Genomic DNA, 16,303 nt, shown 5'->3' on the forward strand with positions numbered 1-16,303 from the left:
GGTGCGCCTCGGATGCTACTGGTGTCGGCACCCGAGCCGGAGCACCCGCAGGCGATGGGTCTCGAACTACAGTCGAGCAGCATGGATCTGCTGGTGCTTCCCAGTCCGCTGCTGCCGAGCGCGGCGTACGACTCCCTGGCAGAGGCGTTGGCGGCACGGGGCGTGCATGGTTCGGTCGCCTCCACCGGGCCCGTGTCCACACCGGAGCGGATCATCGAGCGCTGGACAGCACAGGCGTCGGCGAGGCTGCGCTCTTTCGGCGCCGCGCTCCTTGCGCACAGCAACGCCGGACTCCTGGCGCCCGCCGTGCGGGCATCGGTAGGCGTCGAGGCTCCGATCGTCTTCATGGATGCCGCGTTGCCACCTGCGGACGGTGCAGCGGCTCTCGCGCCCGAAGGACTGCGTGGCCACTTGGCGTCACTGGTCGACGAATCGTCGGGTCTGCTTCCGCCCTGGACACGCTGGTGGTCGCGCGAGGAGATGCTGCGGACGATTCCCTCTGGCGTTTGGGCCAGCATCGACTCGCGCTGTCCGTCCGTGCCGCTGAGCTACTTCGATGCTCGGATCCGGCCTCCGGAGGAATGGGCCTCGGGCAACAACGCCTATCTCGCCTTCGGCGACACGTACGCCGAGCAGCTCGACTTCGCGACCCGTCGCGCCTGGCCGACGCGCAGGTTGGACGGCGGGCACCTCGAATTCCTGTGGCAGGCGGACGTCGTCGCAGACGCGGTACTGAATCTCGTCTCCGCCGCTGGTGTGCGCAGCTGAGCAACGCGACTTGCCGTCGCTGATGAGCCACGGCATTGCGACGGCAATGTACTGTTTCCGTAGAAGGGGAGTACCTCCCAGCCACGTGTCGTCAACCCGGCTCACAGCCCGGCCCGTGGAGCGCCAGCTGAGGAAGACCTTCGTCGGAAGAAGAACCACTACCGATGGAGGTTTCGATGTCCACCACATTCGACGAACGGCCAGAGCTCCGGGAGCAGGTGCCGATCGATCCGCAGGCAGTCATGGTCGCTGAGATGGCCTCGTGGGTCGGTGTTGCGGTGTGGGGCGGCGCGCTTGCGACCCTGGTGGCCATGGACGTGGCCCGCAGGTACCGGCATCGCGGCGACGCCCCGCACGGTCGCACCCACCGTCACCTGATTCCGGGAGGGGGCTTTCGGTGGAAGTCACACCACTGATCTGGCTGCTGACGATCGGCGCCATCATTGGGTTGCTGCTCTTCGACTTCTTCTTCCACGTCCGCAAGGCCCATGTCCCGACGCTGCGGGAGGCAGCCGTTTGGTCGGCGCTCTACGTGGGCATCGCGCTGGCGTTCGGTCTCGGTGTCCTGTTCTTCGGCGGCACTGGGCCCGGGGGCGAGTACTTTGCCGGCTACATCACGGAGAAGGCCCTCTCCGTCGACAACCTGTTCGTCTTCCTCATCATCATGACGAGCTTCCGGGTGCCGCGCGAGGACCAACAGAAGGTGCTGCTGTTCGGCATCGTCTTCGCCCTCATCGCCCGCACCGGGTTCATCTTCGTCGGCGCTGCGATGATCAACTCCTTCGCGTGGGTCTTCTACCTGTTCGGGCTGATCCTCATCCTCACCGCGGGCAACATGCTCAAGCCCGACGGTCCCGAGTCCCAGGAAGCCGACAACTTCGTGATCCGGCTGGCCCGGAAGGTCATGCACACCACCGACCACTATGACGGCGACAAGCTGTTCACGGTCGAGAACGGCAAGCGCGCGATGACCCCGATGCTGCTGGTGATGGTGGCGATCGGCGGCACCGACATCCTCTTCGCCCTCGACTCGATCCCGGCGATCTTCGGACTGACCCAGGACACCTACCTGGTGTTCACGGCGGTCGCGTTCTCGTTGATGGGCCTGCGGCAGTTGTTCTTCCTCATCGAGGGACTGTTGGACCGCCTGATCTACCTCTCCTACGGTCTCGCCGCCATCCTCGTCTTCATCGGCATCAAGCTGATCCTGCATGCCCTCCACGAGAACAACATTCCGTTCATCAACGACGGCGAGCACATCCCCGTGGTGGAGATCAGTACCGGACTTTCGCTGACCGTCATCCTCGGCGTCCTGGTCGTGACCGTCCTGGCGTCGCTCTACAGCCCTGCAGGCAAGGCCCAGACCGCCATCAACAACGCCCGCCGGCACGCGACGTCGTACCTGGACTCGGAGTACACCGCGGTGCCCAGCGAGCGCGAGCGGATCTATGACCTGCTTCTCGCTGAACGCGACCAGATCATCGCGCTCGGTCCGAAGTATCGCCAGCGGGCCCGTGAGCAGGACGAGCTCATGGAACTGCTGCAGCGTGCCAGCGACAGCCACGACGCAGCTGTCGACAGGGGAGAGGCCCGACCGGATGCGGCACCGAAGCTCATCCCGCCCCGTGGTGCGCACGACGGTTGAGCAACGTGAACTGAACTGGCAGACCGGGTCGAGCGACAGTGGGGATCATCTCCACTGTCGCTCGACTTCGGCCAACTGGTAGGCACGGGAGCTCGTGAGACGGGAGTTGCGGCCATCGAGGCCGCCACGACCAGGCGCACCTGGCCGGAGGGCAGATGCTGTCCACGTCGTTCACTCCTACGTCTTGACGCCGGATCCGAAACGTGGTGCGTTGCGCACATGACAAGGAAGCGCAGCCGCGAGAACGCGGCAGCAAACGCGGTGGTGGAGCTGCTGGGCACCATCACCGGCACCGCCATGCGAGGCTGCATGTACGACGACGGCTCCCAGGACCGGATGCACGACTTCACGATCACGAGCGAAGTGCACAAGATCGCTCTCGAAATCTCCACGATTGCAGACGGAGATCGAGTCGGGCGGGACCATCGCTGGAACCGAGCCGCGGCGGACGGCTGGCTCGAGATCGAGGGACTCACTGGTTGCTGGATCGCCCACCACGAAGGCGACGTGGAGGCCGACACAGCGATCGCCGCGATGCGCGGTCACCTGCCCCCGCTGGAGTCGCTAGGGGTGGATTCAATCCGGACAGCCCAATGGCAGGAACACGCATTCGAGCCCCCGTCGATGCGGCCGCCCGAGTGGCAACACGTCCGCGCCCTCAACGGCGCCGGGCTCTCGATTGTCGATCGCATCAACGACGCCTCCGAAGCATTACTTGATGAGCATCGCGGCCAGGTCTTCGTCGGCCGTGGATTCGAGGTCAGCCGACCGGCCGATCGGAATCTTCCAGTCGCCCTTCTCACCGAGGAACTTCGCGGGGATCACAGTTCAGACGTGCGCAAGCTCCGCACGGCTAGGGACGTGACAGAACGGCACCTGTGGTTGTGGGTCGAGCTCACCGAGGGGTTTGCGATGCTCCGCTCGTTCGAGACTGAGGGCTTGCCGGAGGTCGACCTGGACATTGAGGGCATTGACGGAGTCTGGCTTGGTCGGAGCCCAGCGGTGGACGCTGTTACTGGCTATGTATGGCTGCGTGGGCAGGGCTGGAGACCATTCTCAGCAGCTCGTGACGAGCGAAACCTAGGCGCCTGTTGAGCCGTCTTCGCTTTGGCATGAGCGAGCGTGGCCGAGAATCTGGCCGGCGTGCCACTCAAAATCAGATCTGCGCGCACCGTAAAGTTCGATCAGACCTCTGCCCGCTGGCTCGGTTGTCGCGGCGATTACTCGGCACCGCTGGAATCGAGTTCGTCGCTGCTGATGATCGGCGGAAACTCGGGGGACCTTTGGATAGCTTCGAAGTACGCCTTCCGGAACATGGCTTGAGCTCTGGCCATGGCACGCTCGGGTAGAGCTGCGGCCACACGCTCAGCGTCAGACAGGTTGTTGTCGCCTAAATCAATGTGAACTGGGGTTCCCGGCATGGTGAAGCCGGTCACCAGCGTGGGAAGGACAACCTCCGCTACATACGCGGTGAGCTGATCCAGTTCGGGCCCTGGCGGGATCCAGCGACCGTCTGGGCGCTGCAACAGGATTGCGGCACTGGTGCTCCAGAGGGCGGGCACCCCCTTCAGCACCTGGGTAAGCACGACGCCGGCCTGCACGGGCTTCATCTGTGACGCTGCCAGGGGCGCCGATTCCTCTTGAGCCATGACACCGGCGGCGCTCAGCCGGATGCCACGATGCTTGTCTTCGTTGGAATAGGCCTGAAGCAGTTTGAGAGGGTGAGCATGGCCGAGGTCGGTGGCGCCAGTCAGCATCGCCAAGGCTGGCGATATCGCGGGGATCTTGGATTCGGTGTCATTGAACGGCTGCAGTGCTGAAATTCGTTTCCCAAGTTGCGTATCTGGACCTACACAACTGATCCCCTTCTTGGTCATCTTCTGAAGATCACCTACCAGTGCATCTTCGTCGTCGCGAATCGGGAAGGCGATCGCCCTGGCTTGTAGAGTCGTGAGCGGTGCACCGTGCTGCTTCTGGATGAGTGCGTACAGCGCATTGTCTATGGCTGCTCGGAGATGATTGATTGCCTCGCTGAAGAGCATGGACGTCGCCGGCGGCACCGGGCGGACCGCGTGCACCTCGAAGTCCAGCAGACCTTCGCGGCGCTCTACTTGCCTGATGGTCAGCGGCCCCGCACCCCCGTCGCCGCGTGACCAATGCAGCGCCAATTCACCAAAGGCGAGAGCCTGCTCGTCGGCGCGCGCTATGCGGAGAGCAACCGGGTGCAACTCTTCTGGAAGCCAGTGCAGATCCATGTTTCAGCCCCTAGCGTGTTACGCCGGGCGATTTCACCCGCTCCGGCTGGACAAGTAGGTCGGGGTAGGGGCCACTCCCTAGTTCACGTGCGGCACCTACATACTCGGCGTAAACGCTGCCCGAACCGATTGCGTGACGCTCGATGGTGGACGGGTGATACCCGAGCGCGTCGGCGATGATCGGCACGGGCCCGAGCTTGGTGAGCTCGTGCAGGGTGCCAAGCCGTGTAGCGCGAGTGCTGAAAGCCGTCGTGAGCCTGCTGCGCAGGCTGGAGCCCTGGATGTGCCGGCCAGGGGAGTAGCCACGGAATACCCAGCTGCTGTTCGGGTGGGAAGCGGTGTCCAACTCAGGTGACGGGAGTAGTTGCATCTACTGATACTCCCGTTGTTTAAGCGCCGATAACTGACATTATGTAATGTAAGCGCGATCCTGACAGTAGCGCCCAACCAGGGAGATGTTGCCGGCCTCGGCGGCAGTGCCGACTCCTGCTGGGTTCTCAGAGTCACGGCACAACGACTACTCGGCTCAAAATCGCTCTCACAGAACTGACATTGCCGGAACCAAGGAGCGATCCTCAGCAGCCGCCAGGGTGACATAACACCGCGTCTGGTGCCGCTCGGCACGCATGAGGTGTCACTCGGGCATTGCGGTGACACCCTCATAGAGGCCGAGGACGTTGCCGTCCGGGTCTTCGAACGCTGCCCACCAGCTGGTGTCACTGATCGGACTCTTCACCATCACGACCCGGCCACCCCGTTGCTGGACCACCGCGAGTGTGTCGTCGATCGAATCGACCTCGACATACGAACGCGGCTGGTCGAACCCCTCTGACCGAGGCGCGAGGCCTCCGCCGCTGATCTGGTTCGGCGCTTGCCACATCGGATACTCCTCGAAGCCCGCTGGCACCTCGATCTGCCATCCGAAGAGCGCGCCGTAGAACTCCTTCGCGCGGGCCATGTCGGCCACCGGGATGTCAACGTGGGTGATGTCGCCGTGTGCCATCGCTGCTCCTTGGACGTGCTCGGCTCCAGACTCATCAGACTGCGCCCTCCGCCGCCTCGGGTCCACCCAGTTGGAGCAACGTTCACTTGGGAGCCCGCGCGGCGTAGAACTCGAGGCAGCTCGACGAGCGTCGAGGCGCACATGGAGGTTGACACATGAGAGTCGGAATCAGTTCGCCCATCGTGGCGCTGTCGGGCAAGCGGCCCGACTGGGAACAGTCGGCCGGCACCAAGGAATTGGTCCAGGTGGCCCAGGCCGCGGATCGGCTCGGGTTCGACTTCATGACCTGCGGTGACCACGTCGCCGTACCGCCCGGGCTCCCCGCGGCGAGCGGTTCTACGACCCGTTGGCGACGTTCTCCTATCTGGCTGCGTGCACCCAGCGGTTGCGGTTCCTCCCCTACGTCCTGGTGCTTCCCTTCTACCACCCGCTCGAGCTGGCGAGCAGGTACGGCACCCTTGACCACCTGAGCGGAGGACGGCTCGTGCTCGGTCTGGGCGTCGGCAACCTCGAGGAGGAGTTCGACCTGCTCGACGTACCGTTCAAGGACCGTGGCCCACGTGCCGACGACTCGCTCAAGGCGCTCCGTGCGGCGTTGTCGAACCGCGTCGTGTCGTACGACGGGCCCTACTACTCGTTCGAGAACCTGGTCATCGACCCGCACGCAGCGCAGGAGCGACTGCCCTTGTGGGTCGGCGGTCACAGCAAGCGCGCACTGCGCAGGGCCGTCACGCTCGGCGACGGGTGGTGTCCTGCACCGCAGTCGTTCCGGGGTCCATCACCTGAGCTCATGCGCCAGATGCTCGACGAGGCCGCGCCGCCGGCCGGTTTCGACGTCGTCTTCAGCCCGGCCTCGCGTCTGGATCCGATCAAGGATCCGGACAGCGTCACGACGATGCTCGACACGGCTGAGAAGGCCGGGGGCACACTGGTGAACCTGACGGTCTGGCACGAATCCCTCGCGCACTACCTCGAGCAGCTGGAGGCGTTCGCAGAACTCGCGGGACTCGACTCCCAGCAGGGCTGAGGCGGTACCGCGCTCAGTTGCGCGCGCCCAGCTCTTCCCGGATCCGGCGCAGGTCCTCCATCAGGGACCCGACCAGGATCCACCGCATTCCCTTCGGCGCGCTGAGACTCAACGGCGCGGTCAGGGCGGGTGATGTCTCGGTGAACGTCGTGTAGGGATCGGCCAGCGTGAGGCGCAGCTGACGGCGGGTGTCGTGTGCCGCACGTCGCAACTCCTCGGCGATCCCACGTACGGCGGGCTCGGAGCTCACCTCGTCGTCGTACTGGTCGACGTACGCACGTGTCATTCCGAGCACCTGCGTCACGATCAGCCGGAAGTTGTCGACACTCTGCCGTAGTGCGGCCAGGTCGTCTCGATGGTGGCGCCCTCGAGGGTTGAGGGCCAGCGAGTCCTCCGCTGCGTCCAATGCCTCGTCGGCTGCATCACGCAACGGGTGCAGCAGCCGCGCCGACTCCATCAGCTCCTGCAGCTCCTGCGCCGTGTGTCGGCTCTGGAGGGCCCGCGCCAACCGCTCGAGCGAAGCAGCGATCCCCTCCCCCAGATCGTTCAGCGCGCGCCGAGCAGGGTTGAGCGCGACCGGGGGCACCAGCGCCAGGTGGACGATGATCCCGATGAACGCACCGATGAAGGTCTCCACCACACGGTCCACGGCGTACTCGGTGGTGGAGGCCCCTACCGCGAGCACCAACAACGCGCTGATGGCCACCTGGTTCGCGGACGCCGTGGTCATCCGCATCCCCCACGCCAGCCCCAAGGCCGCCACGACAGCGATCAGGACCACCCAGGGGTCGTCACCGAACGCGATGCCCAGGCCCGATGCCAGGGTGACCCCTGCGATCACCCCGACGCTGCGCTCGACTCCCTTGGTGAGCGACTGGTTGAGGCTCGGTTGGACCACGAGCATGGCTGCGATCGCTGCGAAGACCGGCGGCGGACCGTCAGGGATGAGCAGACCAGCGATCACCCACGCAAGCATCGTGGCCAGCGCCGTCTTCACCAGCTGGAGCAAGGGCGCTCGCTTGGTCGCGCGGAAGGCGGCCGTGAACTGCATGGCCCCACACTAGGGCGCCCGTCGCCTCATGCGGTCGCGGTCTGCCACTCATTTCGCAGGATCGAGTACAGGTGGCCGTCACGGTAGCCGCCGTCACGCCACTGGGCACCACGCGTCGTACCTTCTCGGGTGAATCCGACCTTCTCGAGCGCCCGCTGCTCGGCGATGTTCTCCACGTCGGTGTGCGCTTCCACGCGGTTGACAGCAGTGTGCCGGAAGAACAGGTCAACCAGCTGTCGCTGAGCCGTTGTTCCCAGTCCACGCCCGCGAGCAGGTGCGCTGAGCCAGATGCCGATCATCGGGTTGCGGGACTGCACGTTCGGTCCCCATCGTTGCCACACCCAGCTCACGCTGCCCACGAGTCGTCCGCTGACGTCGACCACCGCAAAGCCGCCTTGGTCGTTCAGGTCAGGGGCGGGAACCGACAGACGGGGAGCACGCGGGCCGAAGTAGTCGAAGCCCACGTCGTCCCCCGTCAGCAGGGGTAGGTCTTCCTCCGTCAGGGGCCGCAGCAGATCAGTCACCACCCCAACCTACTGACGATTGGTTCGACAGCACGACTTGCTTGGCTCTACTACGCAGATGCCTGGCTGACTGCCACCCTCGCGGCCATCTGCGTGGCGTCCTTCCTGCGCTGGTGGACAGTGCAGGAGCGGGCCCAACGCACCAGGGCTGAACAACCGTTGCGCGCCCATCCGTGACCGCGGCCTGTCCCGCACACCACGACAGGTCGAGGTACCGCCCTTCGTCGACCCGTCGATCAGGCGATCTGCGCCAACAGCTCGCCATGCCAGATGGTGAACCAGGCATCAGGCGAGGTACTCCAAGCGCGCCAGTCGGCAGCGATCTGCGTCAGTTGGTGCGTGCTTGCCCCCTGCTCCCCTGCCTGCGTCGTGAAGACCGATGAGCTGTAACGCGTGGCTTGGCTCTCGCCCCACCACCTGCAGATCTCCGGGTCGGCATAGGTCCAGGTCGACGAGGTGAACTGCGCATCGCCGAGACCTGCCGCGTTCGCCCACGCGCGGATCCGCCGGCCGGCATCAGGTTCAGCGCCGTTCGCACGAGCGACAGCTCGATAGAGCCCACGCCACGTCTCCAGACCCGGCAGCTCCGGATGCCAGGCCATGCCTGCGTAGTCCGCATCGCGGGCAGCCACCCAACCGCCGGGTTTGCAGACCCGCGCCATCTCCTTGAGAGCTGCCACTGGATCGGTCAGGTGTTGGAGCACTTGGTGGGCGTGCACGACGTCGAAGGAGTGGTCGTCGAACGGCAGGGCCATGACATCCCCCTGCTGGAACACCGTGCGAGTGTCCCCGCGACTCTCGGCGGCCTTGCGAGCCGCCTCCAACGGCGCCTCGACGTTCTCCACCCCGACGACCTGTCCCGGCGCGATGACCTCCGCGAGGTCGAGCGTGATGGTCCCCGGGCCGCAGCCCACGTCGAGCACCCGCATTCCGGCGTTCAGCACCGGAAGGAGGTACGCCGCGGAGTTCGCGGCACTGCGAGTGCCGTGAGAAGCCAAGGTCGCGGGCTCGTGCCCGTGTGTGTACCTGCGCCTGTGCCCGCTGTTCGAGACGTTTTGACTCATATATCGAGACTAGGGCTTTGGTTGCGGTGTTGTCACGGTCGTGCTCAGATGCTGGAAAGTGCGTGGCCGAAGGCGTGCGCATCGCGGGCGAGGTGGCTCGGTTCCGTCCGGTCTTCAGCGGACGGGTCGTTGCAGGTTGTCGGGCAAAGTGGGCGCACCGCCTCGGAAGCAGTCGCCGTCGGCCGCAGCCAAGACGGCCTGTTTGCCGACGGCTGGGTTGGACGGCTCTTCTGTCGTTCCACTTCCCAGGAGCCCGCGGCGGGTGGAGGGCCTCTCAAGCCGTCGCCGTGTTGCCGGGGGCGTGGTGTCGGGGGTCCTTGCCAACCTGACTTCACCAGCCCAGCCACCCGGCCCCGGGGGTTCGACAAGACCACAGTGTCGGAGCCTCCTGAAACACTGACCACACCACGCCAACCACCCCGTCGGAACAGGTGAGGAGCAGCGAAGATGACCGGCATCTCAGCAGACACCCCAGCAGTCGACCTGCTGCAGGCTGCCGCCGAAACACTGCACCGACGCCGGCTCGAGGAAGTCGCCGAACTCGAAGTGCTCGCAGCCTGGGCTGACGTCCACTCCGGCGACGGCCCCGGATCCGGTCCGTTGATCCACCCCGGCGGGCAAGGAACACCCGGGGTGCAAGACCACGCCATGGGCGAGATCGCCCTGGCCCGCCACACCGGCGTGATGGCCACCATCAACGCCACCGCCGACGTCCTCGACCTACGCCACCGACTCCCGTCGACCTGGGCCAAAACCCAACACGCCGTCGTGGACGTGTGGGTGGTCCGCAAGATCGCCCGCCTCACCCGCCACCTCCCCCACACAGCAGTCGGACTGGTCGACACCGCCATCGCCCCCATCCTGGACCGCGAAGGCACCGGACGGATCCTCGACATCACCGCCGCCAAGATCATCGAAGCCGACCCCGACCTCCACCAGTCGCGTGTCGAAGCCGAGAAGAAGCGCCGCTACGTCAACCTCGGCCAAACCGACGAACACGGCCTACGCACGTTGATCGCCCGACTCGAGGCAGGGGACGCCACCTATGTGGAGGCCACCGTGGCCCGGGTCGCCGACATCCTCAAAACCCGCCACGACAACCACACCCCCGACGAACTACGAGCCAAAGCACTCGGCTACCTCGCCCGCCCCGCCGAACTGTTGGCGTTGCTGACCGCGAACACCGACCCCCACGGCAACCTCGACCCCCACCTCCCCCACGACCCCTGGAACCCCACCCCACCCACCGCACCCGAACCCACCGGACGCGACAACGACTGTGAAGCCGAGCCCACCGACACAGGTGCAGGCGCAGGCGACAGTGCAGGTGCAGGTGCTCCGAGCGGCGACCAGCATGACCACAGCAGCCAGCAGCGGCCGTTGAACAAGGCGATCGCGTTCCCCGCCGACCTCCTCGACCGACTCACCGACGTCGACTGGAGCATCCTGCGGCCCAAGCACACCCTCTACGTCCACCTCCACGAAACAGCCCTGCACGGCACCGTCGGCGTCGCCCGCATCGAAGGCCTCGGCGCCACGACCCTGACCCGACTCCACGGCCTCCTCGCCGGAGCAACCGTGGTGGTCAAACCAGTGATCGACCTCCACGACAAGATCCGCGCCACCGCCTACGAACACCCCGAGTCGTTGAAGGAGCGAGTGCACCTCACCACCGGCGGCGACTACTGGCCCTGGGCCAACTCCACCAACCGACGACTCGACTACGACCACGTCCACCCCTACCAACCCGAAGGGGATGACAAGCAGACCGGCAGCCACAACTCCGGACCCCTCGGCAGGCGCCACCACCGCTACAAAACCCACGCCGGCTACCAGGCAGCACAGACCGGCCCGGGGGAATACGTGTGGACCACACCCCACCACCAGGCATTTCTCGTCGACCACACCGGCAGCCAGCAGATCGACCCCGAGGTCGCCGAAGCACTCATCAACCGACCCCGACTGACCTGTAATCGGTTTCCCGGACGGTTTTGGTGTGGTGATCATGCCGCTGGTTGGGCGGCGGTGTGAAGGCGTTCGAACTCGACGGGTGACCTGTAGCCGAGTCCGGAGTGGCGTCGGACGGGGTTGTAGAAGGCCTCGATCCACTCGAACATCGCGTTCGCGAGCTCGGCTCGTGTGGTCCAGTAGCGGCGGTCCAACAGTTCGATCTGCATCGATCCCCAAAACGACTCCATGAGTGCGTTGTCGTAGGCGCAGGCGACCTTGCCCATCGACCCCAGCAGACCGGCCTCGCGCAAGCGGTGGCCGAAGAGCCAAGAGGTGTACTGGGTGCCGCGGTCCGAGTGCAGGATCGTACCGACCGGCTTGCGCCGCAGCCTGGCCATCTCGAGGGCGTCCACGACCAGTTCGGTGCGCAGGTGGTCGGCGATCGACCAGCCCACGACCCGGCGGGAGTACACGTCGAGGACTGCGGCGCAGTAGACCCAGCCCTCACTGGTGCGGTGCTGGGTGATGTCGGTGACCCACAACCGGTCCGGATGCTCAGCGGTGAACTGACGTTGCACGTGGTCGGGCCACGTCGCCTCAGACCGCTGCTGGTGGCGCCAGCGGCGGCGGTGGACACCGGACAGGCCGTGGCAGCGCATCAGCTTGGCGATGCGACGGCGACCAACCTGGTGGGAGCGGCCCAGCACCAGCTCGGCATGCACCCGCCGCACCCCGTAGGTGGCCCGGGCAGCGGCATGGACCTCGATGATCACGTCGAGCAGGTAGGCGTCCTCGACATCGCGCTTCGACGGCGGACGTCTGGCCCACTCGTAGTAGCCCGACGTCGAGACACCCAGGACCCGGCACGTCACCGCCACAGGGAACCCCTCGGCGGCAAGCTCACGAACGAGCCGGAAACCTATTTTCCGAGCACGTTCTCCCGGGCGAAGTAGGCACTCGCCCGCTTCAAGATCTCGATCTCCATGGCCTGGGTGCGGTTCTCCCGACGCAAGCGGACCAGTTCGGCCCGCTCATCACTCGAGAGCCCCTCTCGTTTGCCCTCGTCGACGTCGGCCTGAGCCATCCAGCGACGCAAACCCGATTCAGCGATCCCCAGATCTCTCGCGATCTGTGCAATCGGCTTCTCCCGCAACCGGGCCAGCTCGACTGCACGACGACGGAACTCCGGGTCCTTGGGTGCCGGCATAACGGACTCCTCTCCGAGACGATCATCGCCTCAACTTCGGTGTCCGGGAAACCGATTACAGGTCAGACGGCACGAGCAGACACCGCAGCCGACACTGCATCCACCGCCACCCGACAACGCACCACCCGACCCCCTCAACGGAGCCTGACCCGGTTCTCCGGACACGGTTGGTGTGTTGATCATGCCGCCGGTGTGGCGGCGGTGTGAAGGGCTTCGAACTCGGCCGGGGCGTGCATGCCCAGGGAGGTGTGCCGGCGGCGCGGGTTGTACCAGGCCCCGATCCACTCGAAGATCGCTCTGCCGAGCTCGTCGATGGTCTCCCACGGCTGCTGGTCGAGCAGCTCGCGTTGCATGGTCGACCAGAACGACTCGATCATCGAGTTGTCCACCGACGAGGCGACCCGGCCCATGGATCCGAGCAGTCCGGCATCACGCAGCCGGTGCCCGAACACCCACGACGTGTACTGACTGCCCCTGTCGGAGTGCACGATGGTGCCCTCGGGACGTCGTCGCCAGGTCGCCATCTGCAACGCGTCGACGACGAGGTCTGATCGCATGTGGTCCGCGATCGACCAGCCCACGACGAGTCGGCTGAACACGTCCAGGACCGCGCAACAGTAGACCTTCCCGCCCCGGGTCGGATGCTCGGTGATGTCGGTGCACCACAGACGATCCGGCCCATCGGCGACGAACTTTCGTTGCACGAGGTCCTCATGGACCGCCGCAGCTGGCTTGTGCCGCTTCTTCGGCCGATGGCTGATACCGGCCACCCGGAGCATCCGCATCAGCCTCGCGACCCGCTTGCGGCCGACCTTGATGCCCATCCCGAGCCGGAGCTCTGCGTGGACCCGTGGGGAGCCATAGGACAGACGTGAAGCGTCGTGGATCGCGACGATCGTGTTCGCCAGATAGGCATCGGCGACATCGCGGTCCGAGGGCGGTCGCTTGGCCCACTCGTAGTAGCCCGACCTCGAGACCTTCAGCACCCGGCAGGACACCGCGACGTCGAACCCGTCCGCGGCCAGGTCCCTGACCAGCCGGTACCTCATTTTGGGAGCACGTTCTCCTTCGCGAACAGCGCTGCTGCCCGCTTGGTGATCTCCAGCTCCATCTCCAGACGACGGTTCTCCCGACGCAACCTGACGAGCTCTTCGCGCTCGTTCGTCGACAGGCCTTCCCTCCGGCCGGTGTTGACATCGTCCTGGTCCATCCAGCGGCGCAGGCCGGACTCGCTAATCCCAAGCTCCTTGGCAACCTTCGCGACCGACGCGCCCGGCTGGCGGGCCAGGTCGATCGCCCTGCGGCGGAACTCCGGTGGGTGTGGTGCAGGCATCTACAGACTCCTCTCCTGCAACGATCATCGCTACAGATCAGGTGTCCGGGCTACCGGGTCAGGCTCCCAACCCCTTCAGCCACGCAGCCTGACCGGGCCACCGGAGGCTGGTCTCGACAAGCTCGACCAACGAGGATGGGCTCGACCAACGACAGCGGGCTCCACCAACGACAGCGGGCTCGACCAATGACAGGGCGACCTGGTCTCGACAAGCTCGACCAACGACAGCGCGACCTGGTCTCGACGGGCTCGACCGGCGGGGGTGGGCTGGGCTGCTGGGCTGCGTGTATCGAGCGGGGGCTGCGGGAGGGCCCTAAACTCGCAAGGTGCATCACGAGTACCTCTACATGGCGGGCGGCGGCCTCGTCATCTCCATCCTGGCTCTCGCATTCTCTCGGCGGACGGGCGTTGCTGCTCCCCTGCTGCTCCTCGCGCTGGGGGTCCTGGCGAGCTTCATTCCCGGGATCCCTGCGGTTCACGTGTCGCCCGAGCTGATCCTCACCGGAGTCCTGCCACCGCTGCTCTATGCGTCAGCGGTGAACCTGCCGGTGATCGACGTCAGACGAAACTTCGCGATGATCACGTGGCTGGCCATGGTGCTCGTGGTCGTGGGAGCACTCCTGGTCGGCATCGTCGTGCACCTGGTCTTCGGCATCCCCCTCGCACTCGGGGTTGCGCTCGGTGCCGTGGTCAGCCCGACTGACGCCGTCGCAGCGACAGCCATCGGGCGCCGTCTCGGCCTGCCGCCACGAGTCATGTCGATCCTCGAGGGCGAGAGCCTCGTCAACGACGCATCCGCTCTCGTCGTACTCCGCTCCGCGCTCGCAGCGGCATCCGTGGGTACCTTCAGCCTCGGCGGCGCGGTCCTCGACTTCGGTTGGGCAGTCGCCGGCGCGATCCTCGTCGGCCTCGCCGCTGGATGGCTGACGGTGTTGGTCAGACAACGGCTGGCCGACCCGGTGCTCAACACCGCCATCTCCTTCGTCGTCCCCTTCGTGGCCTTCATGCCGGCCGAGGAGATCGGTGCCTCCGGCGTCCTCTCCGTCGTGGTGGCAGGTCTGGTGACGGGCCACGAAGCGAGCCGCCGCTTCACTGCCCGCGATCGCCAGATGGAGCACACGAACTGGATGACGATCTCCTTCCTCCTGGAGAACGCTGTCTTCCTCGTCATGGGCTTCGAGCTCATGGACATCATCGACGCGGCCCGCGAGGAGTCGTCGGATCTTCGCATCGTCTCCCTCGTCGCGGTCGTCTTCGGGCTGCTCGTCGTGATCCGCTTCGTGGGCGTCGCGGGCCCGTTGTTGATGGACCGTCGGCTGCGGAGCGACCGCACCTCACGCCGCCGCGAACGCATCAAGACCGTCAAGCAGCGCCTCGATGAGTTCGACCCCGCCACGACACGCGAGATGGAGCGGCTCGACAAGGCGCGGCACTACGTACGCCGTCACTCGGCCGACGTCGCCTTTGCCCTGCGGGAACCCCTCACCGGCAGATCCGGGTTGGTCCTGGCCTGGTCCGGCATGCGCGGTGTGGTGACCCTGGCCGCCGTCCAGACGATCCCGGTCGACGCCGACCACCGCAACACCCTCGTCGTGGTCGCGGTGCTGGTTGCTGTCGTCTCCCTCATGCTGTTCGGGCTCACGCTTCCACCGATGATCCGTCGCCTGGACCTCCAAAGCACCGATCCAGCCGAGAAGCAGGGCGACTTCTTCGCCCTCATGAAGCAGATGGCCGCAGCAACGACGGAGCAGTTGGGGCCCATGGAGGACCTGGAGATCGCCGGGGAACGTATCGACCCCGAGCTTGCGGAGTCCCTCAAGCATCGCTTCATGCCCATCCTCCTCGGACACATCCAGCATCTGCGCACGTCCAAGCCAGGTGCCCGCGAGCAGTCCCTTCTCGTCCAGCGCCTCTATCTCGACACCATGCGCGAAGCCCTGCTCGTCGAGCGTTCGATCGGCGCCTACACGAGCGAGACCTATCGGTCGGCCGAGGCACTGCTCGACCGTGAGGAGCAGCGTCTCAATGCCGGCATCTGAGGTGCGCGGACACGACAACCACTCCCCTAGGGTCACGACATGAGTGCACGCGCAGGAATCATCGTCACCGGCACCGAGGTGTTGACCGGACGCGTTCCGGACAGCAACGGCCCCTGGCTCGCGGAGCAACTACGTCTGACCGGCGTCGACGTCGGCCGCACCGTCATCGTGGGCGACCGGCCCGATGACCTGACCGCCGCCCTCGCCTTCCTCCGCGACCACGACATCATCATCACCACTGGAGGTCTCGGCCCCACCGCCGATGACCTGACGGTCGAGGTGGTGAGCGCCCATCAGGGGCGGGAGCTGACGGTGGACGATGCCCTTGCCGGGCGGATCCGAGCCATCGTCGAACGCCTCGCGCACGCGCGCGGCTGGGCGATCACTGCCGACCTGGTGCGTGGAGTCGAGAAGCAGGCACGCGTGCCGAGGGGGCC

The 16,303-nt window shown here is 65.9% G+C and carries 15 protein-coding genes and 2 pseudogenes; 8 read left to right on the forward strand and 9 right to left on the reverse strand.

The features are described 5' to 3' along the window. Positions 1-21: 21 nt before the first annotated feature. From L1066_RS09095 to L1066_RS09110, 4 genes are all read left to right on the forward strand, one after another. The gene (locus L1066_RS09095; protein ID WP_235736029.1) at positions 22-768 is read left to right on the forward strand and encodes a hypothetical protein; all 747 of its coding nucleotides are present in this window, start codon (positions 22-24) and stop codon (positions 766-768) included. 176 nt (positions 769-944) lie between these two features. Continuing rightward, the gene (locus L1066_RS09100) at positions 945-1,184 is read left to right on the forward strand and encodes a hypothetical protein (RefSeq protein WP_235736030.1); all 240 of its coding nucleotides are present in this window, start codon (positions 945-947) and stop codon (positions 1,182-1,184) included. Then, positions 1,166-2,413, forward strand: coding sequence for a TerC family protein (locus tag L1066_RS09105; protein ID WP_235736031.1), 1,248 nt, complete (start codon positions 1,166-1,168; stop codon positions 2,411-2,413). The genes L1066_RS09100 and L1066_RS09105 overlap by 19 nt, the downstream gene beginning before the upstream one ends. 219 nt (positions 2,414-2,632) lie before the next feature. Next, a complete protein-coding gene (locus L1066_RS09110) occupies positions 2,633-3,508 on the forward strand; it encodes a hypothetical protein (RefSeq protein ID WP_235736032.1) in 876 nt (291 codons plus the stop codon). A 125-nt stretch (positions 3,509-3,633) separates the two neighbouring features. Here L1066_RS09110 and L1066_RS09115 read toward each other — a convergent pair whose 3' ends face one another. Then, positions 3,634-4,668 carry a hypothetical protein gene (locus tag L1066_RS09115; RefSeq protein WP_235736033.1) on the reverse strand — a complete coding sequence of 345 codons (1,035 nt, stop codon included), beginning with the start codon at positions 4,666-4,668 and terminating at the stop codon, positions 3,634-3,636. Between the two features lie 634 nt (positions 4,669-5,302). Then, entirely contained in the window at positions 5,303-5,671 is a 369-nt protein-coding gene (locus tag L1066_RS09120; RefSeq protein ID WP_235736034.1) for a VOC family protein, read from the reverse strand. A gap of 325 nt (positions 5,672-5,996) precedes the next feature. On the opposite strand from L1066_RS09120, the pseudogene L1066_RS09125 reads away from it, so the two are divergent. Then, a pseudogene (locus L1066_RS09125) lies at positions 5,997-6,698 on the forward strand (TIGR03619 family F420-dependent LLM class oxidoreductase); the annotation flags it as partial. Positions 6,699-6,711: 13 nt separating this feature from the next. On the opposite strand, the gene L1066_RS09130 reads toward L1066_RS09125, so the two are convergent. The 3 genes from L1066_RS09130 to L1066_RS09140 form a co-directional block, all read right to left on the reverse strand. After that, a complete protein-coding gene (locus L1066_RS09130; RefSeq protein WP_235736036.1) occupies positions 6,712-7,749 on the reverse strand; it encodes an FUSC family protein in 1,038 nt (345 codons plus the stop codon). 26 nt (positions 7,750-7,775) lie between these two features. After that, entirely contained in the window at positions 7,776-8,273 is a 498-nt protein-coding gene (locus L1066_RS09135) for a GNAT family N-acetyltransferase (RefSeq protein WP_235736037.1), read from the reverse strand. Positions 8,274-8,509: 236 nt separating this feature from the next. Next, positions 8,510-9,337 (reverse strand): class I SAM-dependent methyltransferase, encoded by an 828-nt coding sequence (locus L1066_RS09140; RefSeq protein ID WP_283095341.1) that lies wholly within the window; start codon positions 9,335-9,337, stop codon positions 8,510-8,512. A 447-nt stretch (positions 9,338-9,784) separates the two neighbouring features. Between L1066_RS09140 and L1066_RS09145 the strand changes: the two genes are divergently transcribed. Further along, positions 9,785-11,368, forward strand: coding sequence for a DUF222 domain-containing protein (locus tag L1066_RS09145; RefSeq protein ID WP_235736039.1), 1,584 nt, complete (start codon positions 9,785-9,787; stop codon positions 11,366-11,368). Here the strand turns inward: L1066_RS09145 and L1066_RS09150 are convergent. The 4 genes from L1066_RS09150 to L1066_RS09165 form a co-directional block, all read right to left on the reverse strand. Beyond that, complete coding sequence (locus L1066_RS09150) at positions 11,341-12,210, reverse strand: IS3 family transposase (protein ID WP_235736072.1); 870 nt, start codon at positions 12,208-12,210, stop codon at positions 11,341-11,343. The genes L1066_RS09145 and L1066_RS09150 overlap by 28 nt on opposite strands. Further along, on the reverse strand, positions 12,207-12,494 hold the full coding sequence (locus tag L1066_RS09155) for a transposase (RefSeq protein ID WP_235736040.1): 288 nt from the start codon (positions 12,492-12,494) through the stop codon (positions 12,207-12,209). The genes L1066_RS09150 and L1066_RS09155 overlap by 4 nt, the downstream gene beginning before the upstream one ends. Before the next feature lie 179 nt (positions 12,495-12,673). Continuing rightward, a complete protein-coding gene (locus L1066_RS09160; protein WP_235734837.1) occupies positions 12,674-13,543 on the reverse strand; it encodes an IS3 family transposase in 870 nt (289 codons plus the stop codon). Further along, positions 13,540-13,827, reverse strand: coding sequence for a transposase (locus tag L1066_RS09165; protein WP_235734836.1), 288 nt, complete (start codon positions 13,825-13,827; stop codon positions 13,540-13,542). The genes L1066_RS09160 and L1066_RS09165 overlap by 4 nt, the downstream gene beginning before the upstream one ends. A 326-nt stretch (positions 13,828-14,153) precedes the next feature. Here L1066_RS09165 and L1066_RS09170 point away from each other — a divergent pair, with 326 nt between their 5' ends. Both L1066_RS09170 and L1066_RS28520 read left to right on the forward strand, forming a co-directional pair. Continuing rightward, complete coding sequence (locus L1066_RS09170; protein ID WP_235736041.1) at positions 14,154-15,866, forward strand: cation:proton antiporter; 1,713 nt, start codon at positions 14,154-14,156, stop codon at positions 15,864-15,866. A gap of 39 nt (positions 15,867-15,905) precedes the next feature. Then, positions 15,906-16,160: pseudogene (locus tag L1066_RS28520) on the forward strand (molybdopterin-binding protein); the annotation flags it as partial. Positions 16,161-16,303: the final 143 nt, after the last annotated feature.

The organism is Nocardioides alcanivorans (assembly GCF_021555175.1).
In the GTDB taxonomy this organism is placed as follows: domain Bacteria; phylum Actinomycetota; class Actinomycetes; order Propionibacteriales; family Nocardioidaceae; genus Nocardioides; species Nocardioides alcanivorans.

Coding starts and splice junctions, on each gene's coding strand:
- L1066_RS09100 (WP_235736030.1), top strand. CDS start 945: ATGTCCACCACATTCGACGAACGGCCAGAGCTCCGGGAGCAGGTGCCG.
- L1066_RS09110 (WP_235736032.1), top strand. CDS start 2,633: ATGACAAGGAAGCGCAGCCGCGAGAACGCGGCAGCAAACGCGGTGGTG.
- L1066_RS09115 (WP_235736033.1), bottom strand. CDS start 4,668: ATGGATCTGCACTGGCTTCCAGAAGAGTTGCACCCGGTTGCTCTCCGC.
- L1066_RS09120 (WP_235736034.1), bottom strand. CDS start 5,671: ATGGCACACGGCGACATCACCCACGTTGACATCCCGGTGGCCGACATG.
- L1066_RS09130 (WP_235736036.1), bottom strand. CDS start 7,749: ATGCAGTTCACGGCCGCCTTCCGCGCGACCAAGCGAGCGCCCTTGCTC.
- L1066_RS09140 (WP_283095341.1), bottom strand. CDS start 9,337: ATGAGTCAAAACGTCTCGAACAGCGGGCACAGGCGCAGGTACACACAC.
- L1066_RS09145 (WP_235736039.1), top strand. CDS start 9,785: ATGACCGGCATCTCAGCAGACACCCCAGCAGTCGACCTGCTGCAGGCT.
- L1066_RS09155 (WP_235736040.1), bottom strand. CDS start 12,494: ATGCCGGCACCCAAGGACCCGGAGTTCCGTCGTCGTGCAGTCGAGCTG.
- L1066_RS09160 (WP_235734837.1), bottom strand. CDS start 13,543: ATGAGGTACCGGCTGGTCAGGGACCTGGCCGCGGACGGGTTCGACGTC.
- L1066_RS09165 (WP_235734836.1), bottom strand. CDS start 13,827: ATGCCTGCACCACACCCACCGGAGTTCCGCCGCAGGGCGATCGACCTG.